The following is a 14552-nucleotide window of genomic DNA, read 5'->3' as shown; positions in this document are numbered from 1 at the left end:
AAAAGTATGAAAATTCATGTAATAATCACAATGATAGCTTTATTTGTAATTCTCATAGCTGCCATTTGGTTCTCAAAAAAGAAGTACAAGATTAACCTTTCAGTTTTAGGACTTGGGGCAGTTGCATTTTTTGTATCATCTCAAGTACTGGAGAAAATTGTTCACCTTTTGGTGCTTCATCCACAAAAAGATGGAACCATTTCGCTTATGCAGGAGCACCCTTTTTTATATGTCCTTTATGGAATTGCTATGGCAGCTCTCTTTGAAGAAACGGCTCGACTTGTCTTCTTTAAATGGTTAGAGAAGAAGAGAGCTTTGGAAGATTCGGATGCCCTCGCCTATGGACTTGGTCATGGTGGCTTAGAATTGCTCTACCTCGGAATGGGAAGCTTGATTAGTCTTTTGATTCTCTTTTCGTTATTAGAGTCTTCAAATCCAGATTTGGCAAATCTCCTTCCGAAAACTACTCTCGAAACAGTTCAATCTCTATCTGCTTGGCAGGTTTATTTACTAGGTGTTGAGCGTGTGCTTGCTCTTATTATGCAAATCGGTCTCTCTTTCTGGGTCTATCAAGCAGTTCGTCAAAAGAATTGGATTTATCTAGTAACTGCTTATGGTTTACATGCCTTCTTTGATCTGGCTCCGAGTCTATCTCAGGTTGGTTGGATTTCAAATCCGCTTCTTGTTGAAGGATTGTTAGCAATGGAAGTTGTTCTATTTGTATACTTTACAAAAACCATCTTGTATAAAGAATAATCATGCAAAAGAGGTCTGACCTCTTTTTTACTTGTGTGAATAAAAAAGCTTTTCAAATCGTCGAAAAAAATCGCTAAAAATGGTATAATAGAATGGATTTTATAAAAGGATGAGAGATATGACAGTACTAGATAAATTAAAAGAAACATTAGAAGGAATTGATATTCGATTCGATGAGCCATTAAAAACTTATACCTATACCAAAGTCGGAGGGAAGGCAGATTACTTAGCTTTTCCTCGCAATCATTATGAGATGGCCCGTGTGGTTAAGTTCGCTAATCAAGAAAATATCCCATGGATGGTTCTTGGAAATGCCAGTAATATTATTGTCCGAGAAGGCGGAATTCGTGGCTTTGTCATTATGTGTGACAAGCTCAACAATGTTTCGGTCGATGGTTACACCATTGAAGCAGAAGCAGGTGCTAACTTGATTGAGACCACTCGTATTGCTCTACGCCATAGCTTGACTGGTTTTGAGTTTGCCTGTGGAATTCCAGGAAGCGTTGGTGGAGCTGTCTTTATGAACGCTGGTGCTTATGGAGGTGAGATTGCTCATATTTTGCAGTCTTGCAAAGTATTGACCAAGGATGGGGAAATCGTGACTTTATCAGCTAAGGATTTAGCCTTTGGTTATCGTCATTCAGCTATTCAAGATTCTGGAGCAGTAGTCTTATCAGCTAAATTTGCACTATCTCCAGGGAATTATGAGACTATTAATCAAGAAATGGAACGTTTGACCCACCTTCGAGAACTCAAACAACCTTTGGAATATCCATCATGTGGTTCTGTCTTTAAACGTCCAGTCGGGCATTTTGCAGGGCAATTGATTTCAGAAGCTGGTTTGAAGGGCTACCGTATCGGTGGTGTCGAAGTCTCAGAAAAACATGCAGGCTTTATGATAAACGTGGCTGATGGGACTGCTCGAGATTATGAAGACTTAATTGAGTCTGTCATTGACAAAGTTAGAGAACATTCAGGTGTTACCTTAGAGCGAGAAGTTCGTATCTTGGGTGAGCACGAATAACATTATTATTACACATTATACAAAGATTGGGATTTTATCGCTAGATATGGTTTGGGTCAATTCCTTACAGTTATTGCTAGCATTTAACAAGGTCCCAATCTGTTAATTTACGAAGAAAAAGGAATTTAGAGGAATTGAAAAAGCCAATTATCGAATTCAGAAACGTTTCTAAAGTTTTTGAAGATAGTGACACTAAGGTTCTCAAGGATATTAACTTTGAGTTGGAAGAAGGAAAATTTTATACACTGCTAGGAGCTTCTGGTTCAGGAAAATCAACCATTCTAAATATTATCGCCGGTTTGTTGGATGCAACGACGGGTGATATTTTGCTAGACGGTGTTCGTATCAATGACATCCCGACCAATAAGCGCGATGTTCACACGGTCTTCCAATCTTACGCCTTGTTCCCGCATATGAATGTCTTTGAAAATGTTGCCTTTCCATTGCGATTACGCAAGGTCGATAAAAAAGAAATCGAAAAACGTGTCTTAGAAGTTCTCAAGATGGTACAGCTTGAAGGATATGAAAAACGTTCTATCCGTAGATTATCTGGAGGACAACGTCAGCGTGTAGCTATTGCGCGTGCGATTATCAACCAGCCTCGTGTGGTGCTCTTGGATGAGCCTTTGTCAGCACTTGACTTGAAGTTGCGGACAGACATGCAGTACGAACTACGTGAACTGCAACAACGCTTGGGCATCACCTTTGTCTTTGTTACTCACGATCAGGAAGAAGCCTTGGCCATGAGTGACTGGATTTTTGTCATGAATGACGGTGAGATTGTTCAGTCTGGGACACCAGTTGACATCTACGACGAGCCTATCAACCACTTTGTAGCCACCTTCATCGGTGAATCAAATATCTTGTCAGGGACCATGATTGAGGACTATTTGGTCGAGTTCAATGGCAAACGATTTGAAGCGGTCGATGGTGGGATGAAGCCAAACGAGCCTGTCGAAGTCGTCATTCGTCCAGAGGACTTGCGCATTACTCTTCCAGAAGAAGGAAAACTTCAAGTTAAAGTCGATACGCAACTCTTCCGTGGGGTTCACTATGAGATTATCGCCTATGATGAACTCGGTAACGAATGGATGATTCACTCGACTCGTAAGGCCATCGTTGGTGAGGAAATCGGTCTGGACTTTGAACCAGAAGACATCCACATCATGCGTCTCAATGAAACAGAAGAAGAGTTCGATGCTCGTATCGAAGAGTACGTAGAAATCGAAGAGCATGAAGCAGGTTTGATAAACGCTATCGAGGAGGAAAGAGATGAAGAAAACAACCTCTAAACTCTTTGTAGTGCCCTACATGCTTTGGATTGCACTCTTTGTATTGGCACCCTTGGTCTTGATTTTTGGACAATCATTTTTCAACATCGAAGGCCAGTTTAGTTTAGAAAACTATAAATCCTATTTTGCGTCACAAAACTTGACCTATCTCAAAATGAGTTTTAACTCTGTTCTTTATGCTGGGATTGTGACTCTGGTGACGCTTCTTATCAGTTATCCAACAGCCCTCTTTTTGACTCGTCTCAAACACCGTCAACTCTGGCTCATGCTAATCATCTTGCCAACCTGGATCAACCTTCTCCTTAAGGCATATGCCTTTATCGGAATTTTTGGTCAAAATGGCTCTATTAATCAATTTCTAGAATTCATCGGAATTGGTTCTCAGCAGTTGCTATTTACAGATTTCTCATTTATCTTTGTCGCAAGCTATATCGAGCTTCCATTTATGATTTTGCCCATCTTCAATGTTTTGGATGATATGGATAACAATCTCATCAATGCCAGCTATGACCTTGGTGCAACCAAGTGGGAAACCTTCCGTCATGTCATCTTCCCTCTGTCTATGAACGGGGTGCGAAGCGGAGTTCAATCTGTCTTTATCCCAAGTTTGAGTCTCTTCATGTTGACACGTTTGATTGGGGGGAACCGAGTGATTACTTTGGGGACTGCCATCGAGCAGAACTTCTTGACCAATGACAACTATGGTATGGGGTCAACTATCGGTGTTGTTCTTATCCTGACCATGTTTATCACCATGTGGGTGACTAAGGAAAGGAGAGAACGATGAAAAAATTATCGAATATTTACCTAGCCTTTGTCTTTATCGTCCTTTATTTGCCAATCTTTTACCTGATTGGCTATGCCTTCAATGCCGGGGATGATATGAACAGCTTTACAGGTTTTAGCTGGACTCACTTTGAAACCATGTTTGGTGATGGAAGGCTCATGCTTATCTTGGTTCAAACCTTTTTACTAGCCTTTCTATCAGCCTTGATTGCGACTGTTATTGGGACTTTCGGTGCTATCTATATTTACCAATCACGCAAAAAATACCAAGAAGCCTTTCTATCACTTAATAACATTTTGATGGTTGCTCCTGACGTTATGATTGGTGCCAGTTTCTTGATTCTCTTTACCCAACTCAAGTTTTCACTTGGCTTTCTGACGGTACTTTCCAGTCATGTAGCATTCTCGATTCCAATCGTAGTGCTCATGGTCTTGCCACGATTGAAAGAGATGAATGGAGATATGATTCATGCAGCCTATGACCTTGGGGCTAGTCAGTTCCAGATGTTTAAAGAAATCATGCTTCCTTACTTAACGCCGTCTATCATCGCAGGTTACTTTATGGCTTTCACCTATTCCCTAGATGACTTTGCCGTGACTTTCTTTGTAACGGGGAATGGTTTTTCAACCCTCTCAGTTGAGATCTACTCTCGGGCTCGTAAGGGAATTTCGCTTGAAATCAATGCTCTTTCAGCCTTGGTCTTTCTCTTTAGTATTATCCTAGTAGTTGGATATTACTTCATTTCACGTGAGAAGGAGGAGAAAGCATGAAACGACTCTATTCATTTTTAGCAGGAATTTTAGCGATTATCCTCGTCTTGTGGGGAATTTCTTACCATCTTGATAGTAAAATCAATAGCCGTGATAGTCAAAAATTGGTTATCTACAACTGGGGAGACTATATCGATCCTGAACTTCTGGAGAAATTTACGGAAGAAACGGGAATCCAAGTTCAGTACGAAACCTTTGACTCTAACGAAGCCATGTACACGAAAATCAAGCAGGGTGGAACAACCTATGATATTGCTATCCCAAGTGAGTACATGATTAACAAGATGAAGGATGAAGATCTTCTAGTTCCACTGGATTATAGTAAGATTGAGGGAATTGAGAATATCGGTCCAGAGTTTCTCAACCAGTCTTTTGACCCAAACAACCAGTACTCAATCCCATATTTCTGGGGAACTTTGGGAATTGTCTACAATGAAACCATGGTGGAAGAAGCGCCTGAACATTGGGATGACCTCTGGAAACCAGAATACAAGGATTCGATCATGCTCTTTGATGGGGCGCGTGAGGTTCTTGGTTTAGGTCTTAACTCACTAGGCTATAGCCTTAACTCAAAAAGTCCAGAGCAACTGTCACAAACGGTTGATAAACTGTATGAGTTGACTCCTAATATCAAGGCTATTGTAGCCGATGAGATGAAGGGTTACATGATTCAGAATAATGCTGCTATCGGTGTGACTTTCTCAGGGGAAGCTAGCCAGATGTTGGAAAAGAATCCTAACCTCAAATACGTCGTACCGACAGAAGCAAGTAACCTCTGGTTTGACAATATGGTGATACCTAAGACAGTTAAGAACCAGGAAGCAGCTTATGCATTTATCAACTTTATGCTGAAGCCTGAAAATGCTCTCAAGAATGCAGAGTATGTCGGTTATTCAACACCAAACAATGCTGCTAAGGAAATGCTCCCAGAGGAGACAAAAGAGGATAAGTCCTTCTATCCAGATGCAGATACTATGAAACACCTAGAAGTTTATGAGAAGTTTGACCATAAATGGACAGGAATCTACAGCGACCTCTTCCTACAATTTAAGATGTATCGGAAGTAGGAGCTTTCCAACTGTCGTAAATAATTTCAATTAAAGTAAAACAAAACCTAGCTATGTGTAACTAGTAAAGTTTCTATAGCTAGGTTTTATTATTGTTACAAGTGTTAAGTAGTAATAATTTGTGAATCGTGTTATAATTTTTCTAATCATAAGGAATCTATCTTTTCATAGAAAAAGTGATTTGGGAAGTATTTGTAGGAGTATTATGTCTATTTCGTTTACTTATTGTGGAGTTGCATGTGGAGTCATTTCCGTAGATGACAAATTTCATATAGGAATTGACCCTGATTTATCTCCTAAAGGTACTTTGGTCCAGTTCAAAGGTTTTCTATCTGAGAAAAAGACCGATGTTTATCATGATATGACTCTTTTTAACAAAGTTGATTTATGGTTAATAACTCATGGTCATAAAGATCATTTAGATGATGTAGGAAAGGGATACCTAAGGGATAAAACTGTAATTACTCCTAACAGAAAAATCACAGAAGGATTATCATGCTTAAATAATATAGTTTTAAATTGGGGAGAAGAGCAGTTGTTTTCAGTTGATGAATATCAAATTGCTATAAAAGCTGTACCAGCTTATCATGCGAGTAATTATATAATGCAAAAAATAGTTGGTAAGGTTAATGGATATCAAATAACAATCACAGCTCCTTTGCAAACTAAAATAATCTACTTTACAGGTGACACGATTTTATATCCAAGGGTAACAGATTTTGTTTCCCGAAAAATTGATGCTATTTTTGCAAACCTTGGAGCTGTTAAATCAGATTCATTTGGTGGTCCATTCACAATGAATTTAAAGATGTTACAGCAATTAGAATCTACACTTCAACCAAAAAATATTTATCCAATTCATATTGAGGATTATAGTCATTACCAGACGACAAAAAAAGAAGTAATAGATGCTAATTATAAAACTCTTTCTGTAGGAGAGACGATTAGTATCTAAGTTTCAGAATTTATTATTTGATGCAGTATCTTTAAGAGGATAAACCTTGACGAACTTCTCTAAAAACGATATAATACTAGAGTTGAGAATTGATTTTCTCTCCATCTTAGTTCAGAGAATTGGCGGTGCTGCGAGCCATCTAAGATAGAAAATCATGCTACTCAATCACACAATTGCATAAGAATAAGAGAATGACAAGTTCATTGAATGAAGGTGGTACCGCGGTTTTTCGCCCTTCGTGATATGGATTTGTCTTTTATTTTTGGAGGTGTTTATGAGAACATTTCATGTCAAACAAAAATTCCGCATAGGTGGTGAACGTTTTGATATCAAGGATGATAGGGGAGAAATCGCCTATCAGGTAGAAGGTTCTTTTTTTAATATTCCCAAAACATTTACTATCTATGATGCAGATAACCAAAAGGTCAGTGAGATTCGAAAAGAAGTCATGACCTTCTTGCCCCGTTTTGAAATTCAACTGAGTAACGGAGATAGCTTTTACATCCGCAAGAAATTTACTTTCTTTAGAGATAAGTATGAATTTGACAACCTGGGTCTTCGCATTGAAGGAGATATTTGGGATTGGGATTTCAAACTTTTGGATGACCGAGATCAAGTGATTGCAGAAATCTCGAAAGAATTCATTCGTCTGACCTCTACATACAATCTTACCGTTTATGAAGATTCTTATGCTGATCTAGTTGTTTCTCTCTGTGTCGCTATCGACTACGTAGAGATGCTAGAAAGTCAATCAAACAATGATACAATAAGGAGATATCTATGAAACAATTATCTAGTGCACAAGTCCGCCAAATGTGGCTTGATTTCTGGGCTACAAAAGGCCACTCAGTAGAACCATCCGTTAGCTTGGTTCCAGTAAACGACCCAACCCTTTTGTGGATCAACTCAGGGGTTGCCACTCTTAAAAAATACTTCGATGGAACTATCAAACCTGAAAATCCACGTATTACCAATGCTCAAAAAGCCATCCGTACCAACGATATCGAAAACGTAGGGAAGACTGCCCGTCACCATACCATGTTTGAAATGTTGGGGAACTTCTCAATCGGGGATTACTTCCGTGACGAAGCAATTACATGGGCATATGAGCTTTTGACAAGTCCTGAGTGGTTTGACTTCCCTAAAGACAAACTTTACATGACATACTATCCAGATGACAAGGATTCATACAACCGCTGGATTGAAGTGGGAGTAGATCCAAGTCATTTGATCCCAATTGAAGACAACTTCTGGGAAATCGGTGCGGGACCTTCTGGACCTGATACAGAAATCTTCTTCGACCGTGGAGAAGCCTTTGACCCTGAAAACATTGGTCTTCGTCTTCTTGCAGAAGATATCGAAAATGACCGTTATATCGAAATCTGGAACATTGTATTGTCACAATTTAACGCTGATCCAGCTGTACCTCGTAGCGAGTACAAGGAATTGCCACACAAAAACATTGATACGGGCGCTGGATTGGAGCGTTTGGTAGCTGTTATCCAAGGTGCTAAGACCAACTTTGAAACAGACCTCTTCATGCCAATCATTCGTGAAGTTGAGAAATTATCTGGTAAGGTTTACGACCAAGATGGCGATAACATGAGCTTCAAGGTTATTGCCGACCATATCCGTTCACTTTCATTTGCGATTGGGGATGGAGCTCTTCCTGGTAATGAAGGACGCGGTTACGTTCTTCGTCGTCTCCTCCGTCGTGCGTCTATGCATGGTCAAAAATTGGGCATAAACGAGCCTTTCCTTTACAAACTGGTTCCAACTGTTGGAAAAATCATGGAAAGCTACTACCCAGAAGTGCTTGAAAAACGTGATTTTATCGAAAAAATCGTCAAGAGCGAAGAAGAGTCATTTGCGCGTACTCTTCACTCAGGTCAACACTTTGCAGAAACTATCGTAGCAGACTTGAAAGAAAAAGGTCAAACGGTTATCGCTGGTCAAGATGTCTTCAAACTCTATGATACATACGGATTCCCAGTAGAGTTGACAGAAGAAATCGCTGAAGAAGCAGGAATGACTGTAGACCGTGAAGGTTTTGAAGCAGCCATGAAGGAACAACAAGAGCGTGCGCGTGCGTCAGCTGTTAAAGGCGGATCTATGGGTATGCAAAATGAAACCCTTCAAAACATCACTGTAGAGAGTGTCTTCAACTACAATGCTAGCCAATTGCCTTCTAAATTGGTGGCTATCGTAGCAGATAATGCAGAAGTAGAAGCTGTAGCAGAAGGAACTGCATCACTGATATTTGCAGAAACTCCATTCTACGCTGAAATGGGTGGACAAGTTGCGGACCATGGTCAAATCTTGGATGCTGCAGGAAATCTTGTAGCGACTGTAACGGATGTTCAAAAAGCACCAAATGGACAAGCTCTTCATACTGTTGAAATTCTTGCACCGCTTGCTTTGAACCAAGAATACACTTTGGCCATCGATAGCAATCGTCGTCACCGTGTCATGAAGAACCACACAGCCACTCACTTGCTCCATGCGGCCCTTCACAATATCCTTGGACATCACGCTACTCAAGCAGGTTCACTTAATGAAGTAGAATTTCTTCGCTTTGACTTCACCCACTTCCAAGCCGTGACTCCAAAAGAATTGCGTGCTATTGAGCAACAAGTCAATGAGAAGATCTGGGAAGCTATTGCAGTCAAGACTGTTGAGACTGATATCGACACAGCCAAAGAAATGGGAGCTATGGCCCTCTTTGGTGAGAAATACGGTAAAGAAGTCCGTGTTGTAACGATTGGTGACTACTCAGTTGAACTTTGTGGTGGTACCCACGTTGGCAATACTTCTGAGATCGGTCTCTTCAAGATTGTCAAGGAAGAAGGGATCGGCTCAGGAACTCGTCGTATCTTGGCAGTGACTGGTAAGGAAGCCTTTGAAGCTTATCGTGAACAAGAAGATGCACTGAAAGCAGTCGCAGCAACCTTGAAAGCTCCTCAACTCAAAGAAGTACCTCACAAGGTTGAAGGACTTCAAGAACAACTCCGTCAATTGCAAAAAGAAAATGCAGAATTGAAGGAAAAAGCGGCAGCAGCTGCAGCCGGCGATGTCTTCAAGAATGTTCAAGAAGCAAACGGCCACCGTTACATTGCTAGTCAAGTTTCTGTATCAGATGCAGGTGCTCTTCGTACCTTTGCAGATAACTGGAAGCAAAAAGACTACTCTGATGTGCTTGTTCTTGTCGCAGCCATCGGTGACAAGGTCAACCTTCTTGTAGCCAGCAAGACAAAAGACATCCACGCAGGTAACTTGGTCAAAGAATTGGCTCCTATCGTTGATGGACGTGGTGGTGGTAAACCAGACATGGCCATGGCAGGAGGAAGCAACCAAGCAAAAATCCAAGAATTGTTGGATGCCGTAGCAGGTAAATTGTAATCAAAAAATCCCTATCCGTTTGGATAGGGATTTTTACATATAAAGCTCATATTAAGTCACAATTTGCTTGATATAACCTTTAATAATTTGAGTTGCCTTTTTAATAACGAGATTATATAATATAAATATAAGTATAAGTAAGAAAATAAGATTTGATTGATTATAATTTTTGGAAACTATAAAAAGGAGAAACCATGGCTTTAAAAATGTTTGATGTTATTCGGTACGAAGGAGAAAATACCAGAAATATACTTGCTTGGAGACATCCTAAAACGGATATTAAATCTGGTTCAACATTAATTGTTAACCCTGGACAATGTGCAATATTATTTTCAAATGGGAAAGAATTAGCTAGATTTAATGCAGGAAAGCATAAGATTGAAATCTCTGACACACAGTTATTGGATGAATTTAAAACCTTTGTCAGTGGTGGTGTTTTACAGAATTCATCAAATCTATGGTTCGTAAATTTGTATGATTTACAACCCATTGGTTGGGGAACTCCTTCAGCTATTTTAGTACGAGATCCAGAGACTGATATTCCTGTCGAATTGAAATTACATGGAAATTTTGTTCCTCGAATTGTAAACTTGGAAGCTTTTTTATTGGAATTTATGCCAAGTCAGCCTGATCTTATTACAGTAGATATTTTTCAAAAACGCTTTAGGCAAGCTACCATTGGACTAATTAGTTCAGCTATTTCAAAAGTTGTCTATAGTAATCAGATTGCTGTTATTGATATTGAAATGCACAGCAATGAAATTGGTCTTGAACTATCTAAGATTTTAGAGAATCAGTTCGATAAGTATGGTATTCGTATTGAAGAATTTAATATTGAATCTCTAAAAGTTAATCAAGGATGTCAGGGATATAAAGATATTTTCAAATTCCATAAACAAATTGTAGATGCTAAAATTAAGACTACAAGTCGAGATATCGAAGGATATAACTATCAGGAGGAGCGAAAATTTGATATTCTAGAAGAAGCAGCGAAAAATGAAAATTCTAATGGAAAATTAATGGGTGTAGGAATGGAAGTCGCTATGGGTCTTGGAATAGGAGCTAAACTTAACAACCTTGTAGGAAATATCGAAGGGCTTAACCAAGCTAATAATAGTTCCGAACAGAATCAATTCGATTCAAGTAAAGAGGATGCTTTAGCTAAGTTCTGTAGTCAGTGTGGGGCTGAATTTTCTGAAGAAGCTAAGTTTTGTTCTAATTGCGGTCAACCTAGATAAAGTTTAAATTTTAAAATAAAATGTGGGATGAAATATACATATGTCTTAAAAATCTTTATAATATTTTGATTCTATCATGTTTCTAATCCCAATCATTAGCTTATTTTGGGAGTTCTGTTTGTGTCAGAGTTCCCATTTTTTATACTGATACATATGTATTCTTTGTGTGAACATTAAATTAATGGAATTGTATCAATGTAGAAGGAAAATTAGAAAAACTAGACAGTTAAACAGTTAGGAAATTTATTATAGGAGGATATTGTGAATGTATCAAGTATTTCGTTTATTAAGTATACTTTTTATGGGATTAACAAGTGCAACATTTTTTATTTCACTATTGATTGCAACTCTATTTCTAGGATATGGTAAGCCGATTTTCTCAATAGTGACACCTATTATTTTTTCTTTATCAGGTTTCTTTTTGTCTTCCTTTGCATTTTATAGCTTTGGTGTTTTAGAAAATATAAAAATTAAAGTCAAAGCTTTGGATGAGATATATAATGGGAAAGCTCTTTATAGAGAATATATAGCAACTAGAGGAGAAGATAGGTGAAACAGTATATTAAGAATAATTGGAAAGAAGTCTTTCATTGGTTAATTTCAAATATAGTAATACTCTGTTTTGTAGTTCTATCACTAGCTATCTTTGCTCTCGAAGATGAACCAACTAATGTTATTTTAAAAAATCTTGATTTTATACTCTTGGGGAAGGTTATCGGGATTCCTATTGTTATAAGTTTAGTGTTTTTAGCATTCCAAAATATTTCTTATGTCGTTATTGCCTTAATTATTTTATTCTTATTCCGAAAAACAATTAAAGATTCCTTTTCCTTGAAAAAGTTGAAACAAAAGAATCTACTTCAAATGCTTGTTTTAATTACTTTTTCATCACTTTTTGAACTAGTAAAATCCAGGGAATGGTCTATCCGATTTTTATTTCTTTTAATTCCTTGGTATTTGCTTAATTTGATTGTGATATTGATCCTAACTTACCGAGAATCAAAGAGAGAAGAGGAAATTAAGACACAAAAACAGATACAAGCATTATTCACCTTATTTGAAAAGCATAAGATTCATAAAAACACCTATCCTGTTATTTGTCCATCATGCAGTGGGGAGAATTTGCTTGACTTAGGTCAGGGTAAATCATGTGATTATTGTGGTGCATGGTTATCTAGAAAGGAAGTATAAATGAGACGCTATCGTTTAATGATATCAAAATTTGTTTATCCGCTAGTATCTTTCATTTGTATTGTTTCGGGATTGAAATTTTATCAGTCCATAGATAAGGAAATAAGATGGTTATTAGGAAAAAAAGAAGGATTACTTCACGATTTCTACTTTATGTGGCTTTTGATAGTTACAATTTTATTCATATTATTTTTCTTATTTATTGTCATATCATTTATTTTATTTTTAATACAACCAAGGATGAAACAATATAATAAAAGTTTGATGACAGTTCTTGAATTTGAAGAACTTGAAGAAGATGTTATAGAAACAAAGGGAAAAGTATTACAAGATCAATTATCTTATAGATTGTCAGCAAAACGGGCCTACTGTCCTAATTGTCATACATCAACAGATGGAGTAATTGGAACTAACTTAACTTGTGAAAACTGTGGTGAAACATTTATCGTTTCTTAATAAGAGTTTGATATACTTTATTTGAATATGATAAAAAGCAACAACTTAATAAGTTGTTGCTTTTTTGATAATAATCTTTATTTTTAAACAATACCTTGGGCAATCATAGCATTTGCTACGTTTTCAAAGGCTGCAATATTTGCACCTGCAAGGTAGTCAGTACCAAGACCGTATGTTTCTGCAGTTGTTTTAGCAGTGTTAAAGATGTTTGTCATGATGTCTTTGAGACGTCCGTCAACTTCTTCACGTGTCCATGAAAGGCGAAGACTGTTTTGGCTCATTTCAAGGGCAGATACAGCAACACCACCAGCATTGGCAGCTTTTGCAGGTCCGTAAAGGACACCATTTTCTTTGTAAACATGGATAGCTTCCAAGTTACTTGGCATGTTTGCTCCTTCAGAGACAACTTTCACACCTTGAGCTACCAAACGTTTTGCAGCATCACCGTCAATTTCATTTTGAGTCGCACATGGAAGGGCGATGTCGTAGTTGCCTGAGTAAGTCCATACAGAACCTTCATGGTAAGTAGCAGTTGGTTTTTCTGCAGCGTATTCAGTCAAACGAGCACGACGGTTGTTTTTAACATCTGTAAGAAGGTCAAAATCGATTCCGTTTTCATCAATCACATAACCATTTGAGTCAGATACAGAGATAACAGTTGCACCAAGTTCAGTTGCTTTTTGAAGAGCGTATTGAGCTACGTTACCAGAACCTGAAATAACAACTTTCTTACCTGCAAAGCTGTTGCCGTTTGCTTTAAGCATTTCTTCAGTGTAGTAAACCAATCCATAACCAGTTGCTTCTGGACGAATCAAGCTACCACCAAATCCAAGAGGTTTACCAGTCAAGACACCAGCATCAAATTGGTTGAGGCGTTTGTATTGTCCGTAAAGGTAACCAATTTCACGTCCACCGACACCGATATCACCAGCAGGCACGTCAAGAGATGGTCCGATGTATTTTTGCAATTCAGTCATGAAGCTTTGGCAGAAGCGCATCACTTCAGCATCAGTTTTGCCTTTAGGATCAAAGTCTGATCCACCTTTACCTCCACCGATTGGAAGTCCAGTCAAAACGTTTTTAAAGATTTGTTCGAATCCGAGGAATTTCAAGATCCCTTGATTTACAGTTGGGTGGAAACGAAGTCCGCCTTTATATGGTCCAACAGCTGAGTTGAATTGAACACGGTAACCACGGTTAACTTGAACTTTTCCATCACGGTCAACCCAAGGAACACGGAAAGAAATTACGCGCTCAGGTTCAGTGATACGTGCCAAGATATTTTCTTCAATATACTCAGGGTGTTTTTCAAAGACAGGCTCCAAAGTGCTGAAGAATTCTTCAACCGCCTGGAGAAATTCAGCCTCATGCCCGTTACGAGCTTTTACAGTTTCAAACACGCTTTGGATATATTCTTTAGCAGATGTCATATCGTTCTCCTTTTTGTTGTCATATTTTATTACATGAGACATTATAGCAGAAAAATTTTTTACTGTAAAGGAAAAAACACAAATTTTCTAAAAATTCTTTCAATTTAGCAACAGCTCTATTTTTCAGCTAAAAAAGCCAACATTTTTATGAGGTCAGTTTTATTAAAAGAGTCCTATCAAAGTATGG

General features: G+C 38.3%; 14 protein-coding genes. 13 read left to right on the top strand and 1 reads right to left on the bottom strand.

Going from position 1 to position 14552, the window contains the following annotated elements; genetic code table 11:
- Nucleotides 1-6: 6 nt before the first annotated feature.
- The 13 genes from HW271_RS05405 (at nt 7) to HW271_RS05345 (ending at nt 12935) form a co-directional block, all read left to right on the top strand.
- Nucleotides 7-756 carry a YhfC family intramembrane metalloprotease gene (locus tag HW271_RS05405; protein ID WP_178895152.1) on the top strand — a complete coding sequence of 250 codons (750 nt, stop codon included), beginning with the start codon at nt 7-9 and terminating at the stop codon, nt 754-756.
- A gap of 118 nt (nt 757-874) precedes the next feature.
- Nucleotides 875-1780 carry a UDP-N-acetylmuramate dehydrogenase gene (gene murB, locus HW271_RS05400; RefSeq protein ID WP_178895151.1) on the top strand — a complete coding sequence of 302 codons (906 nt, stop codon included), beginning with the start codon at nt 875-877 and terminating at the stop codon, nt 1778-1780.
- A gap of 134 nt (nt 1781-1914) precedes the next feature.
- A complete protein-coding gene (locus HW271_RS05395) occupies nt 1915-3072 on the top strand; it encodes an ABC transporter ATP-binding protein (protein ID WP_178895150.1) in 1158 nt (385 codons plus the stop codon).
- Complete coding sequence (locus HW271_RS05390; protein WP_000754116.1) at nt 3053-3859, top strand: ABC transporter permease; 807 nt, start codon at nt 3053-3055, stop codon at nt 3857-3859. Before HW271_RS05395 ends, HW271_RS05390 begins: the two co-directional genes overlap by 20 nt.
- Nucleotides 3856-4629: an ABC transporter permease gene (locus HW271_RS05385; protein ID WP_178895149.1), complete on the top strand. Its 774-nt coding sequence runs from the start codon at nt 3856-3858 to the stop codon at nt 4627-4629. Before HW271_RS05390 ends, HW271_RS05385 begins: the two co-directional genes overlap by 4 nt.
- Entirely contained in the window at nt 4626-5696 is a 1071-nt protein-coding gene (locus HW271_RS05380) for an ABC transporter substrate-binding protein (protein WP_178895148.1), read from the top strand. The genes HW271_RS05385 and HW271_RS05380 overlap by 4 nt, the downstream gene beginning before the upstream one ends.
- A 205-nt stretch (nt 5697-5901) precedes the next feature.
- On the top strand, nt 5902-6651 hold the full coding sequence (locus HW271_RS05375; RefSeq protein ID WP_178895147.1) for an MBL fold metallo-hydrolase: 750 nt from the start codon (nt 5902-5904) through the stop codon (nt 6649-6651).
- Between the two features lie 274 nt (nt 6652-6925).
- Entirely contained in the window at nt 6926-7435 is a 510-nt protein-coding gene (locus tag HW271_RS05370) for an LURP-one-related/scramblase family protein (protein ID WP_178895146.1), read from the top strand.
- Complete coding sequence (gene alaS / locus HW271_RS05365; RefSeq protein ID WP_178895145.1) at nt 7432-10050, top strand: alanine--tRNA ligase; 2619 nt, start codon at nt 7432-7434, stop codon at nt 10048-10050. The genes HW271_RS05370 and alaS overlap by 4 nt, the downstream gene beginning before the upstream one ends.
- Before the next feature lie 194 nt (nt 10051-10244).
- Entirely contained in the window at nt 10245-11288 is a 1044-nt protein-coding gene (locus HW271_RS05360; RefSeq protein ID WP_049494578.1) for an SPFH domain-containing protein, read from the top strand.
- 265 nt (nt 11289-11553) lie between these two features.
- Nucleotides 11554-11841, top strand: coding sequence for a hypothetical protein (locus HW271_RS05355; protein ID WP_004252581.1), 288 nt, complete (start codon nt 11554-11556; stop codon nt 11839-11841).
- Nucleotides 11838-12479, top strand: coding sequence for a hypothetical protein (locus HW271_RS05350; RefSeq protein ID WP_049494577.1), 642 nt, complete (start codon nt 11838-11840; stop codon nt 12477-12479). Before HW271_RS05355 ends, HW271_RS05350 begins: the two co-directional genes overlap by 4 nt.
- A complete protein-coding gene (locus HW271_RS05345; protein WP_025170560.1) occupies nt 12480-12935 on the top strand; it encodes a hypothetical protein in 456 nt (151 codons plus the stop codon).
- Nucleotides 12936-13018: 83 nt separating this feature from the next.
- Here HW271_RS05345 and gdhA read toward each other — a convergent pair whose 3' ends face one another.
- Entirely contained in the window at nt 13019-14365 is a 1347-nt protein-coding gene (gdhA, locus tag HW271_RS05340) for an NADP-specific glutamate dehydrogenase (protein ID WP_049494576.1), read from the bottom strand.
- Nucleotides 14366-14552: the final 187 nt, after the last annotated feature.

Source organism: Streptococcus sp. oral taxon 061 (genome assembly GCF_013394695.1).
GTDB lineage: Bacteria > Bacillota > Bacilli > Lactobacillales > Streptococcaceae > Streptococcus.
Note: the sequence above shows the minus strand (reverse complement) of the source record. Positions and strands in the feature narration are given on the sequence as shown.

Coding starts and splice junctions, on each gene's coding strand:
- HW271_RS05405 (WP_178895152.1), top strand. CDS start 7: ATGAAAATTCATGTAATAATCACAATGATAGCTTTATTTGTAATTCTC.
- murB (WP_178895151.1), top strand. CDS start 875: ATGACAGTACTAGATAAATTAAAAGAAACATTAGAAGGAATTGATATT.
- HW271_RS05390 (WP_000754116.1), top strand. CDS start 3,053: ATGAAGAAAACAACCTCTAAACTCTTTGTAGTGCCCTACATGCTTTGG.
- HW271_RS05385 (WP_178895149.1), top strand. CDS start 3,856: ATGAAAAAATTATCGAATATTTACCTAGCCTTTGTCTTTATCGTCCTT.
- HW271_RS05380 (WP_178895148.1), top strand. CDS start 4,626: ATGAAACGACTCTATTCATTTTTAGCAGGAATTTTAGCGATTATCCTC.
- HW271_RS05375 (WP_178895147.1), top strand. CDS start 5,902: ATGTCTATTTCGTTTACTTATTGTGGAGTTGCATGTGGAGTCATTTCC.
- HW271_RS05370 (WP_178895146.1), top strand. CDS start 6,926: ATGAGAACATTTCATGTCAAACAAAAATTCCGCATAGGTGGTGAACGT.
- alaS (WP_178895145.1), top strand. CDS start 7,432: ATGAAACAATTATCTAGTGCACAAGTCCGCCAAATGTGGCTTGATTTC.
- HW271_RS05360 (WP_049494578.1), top strand. CDS start 10,245: ATGGCTTTAAAAATGTTTGATGTTATTCGGTACGAAGGAGAAAATACC.
- HW271_RS05355 (WP_004252581.1), top strand. CDS start 11,554: ATGTATCAAGTATTTCGTTTATTAAGTATACTTTTTATGGGATTAACA.
- HW271_RS05345 (WP_025170560.1), top strand. CDS start 12,480: ATGAGACGCTATCGTTTAATGATATCAAAATTTGTTTATCCGCTAGTA.
- gdhA (WP_049494576.1), bottom strand. CDS start 14,365: ATGACATCTGCTAAAGAATATATCCAAAGCGTGTTTGAAACTGTAAAA.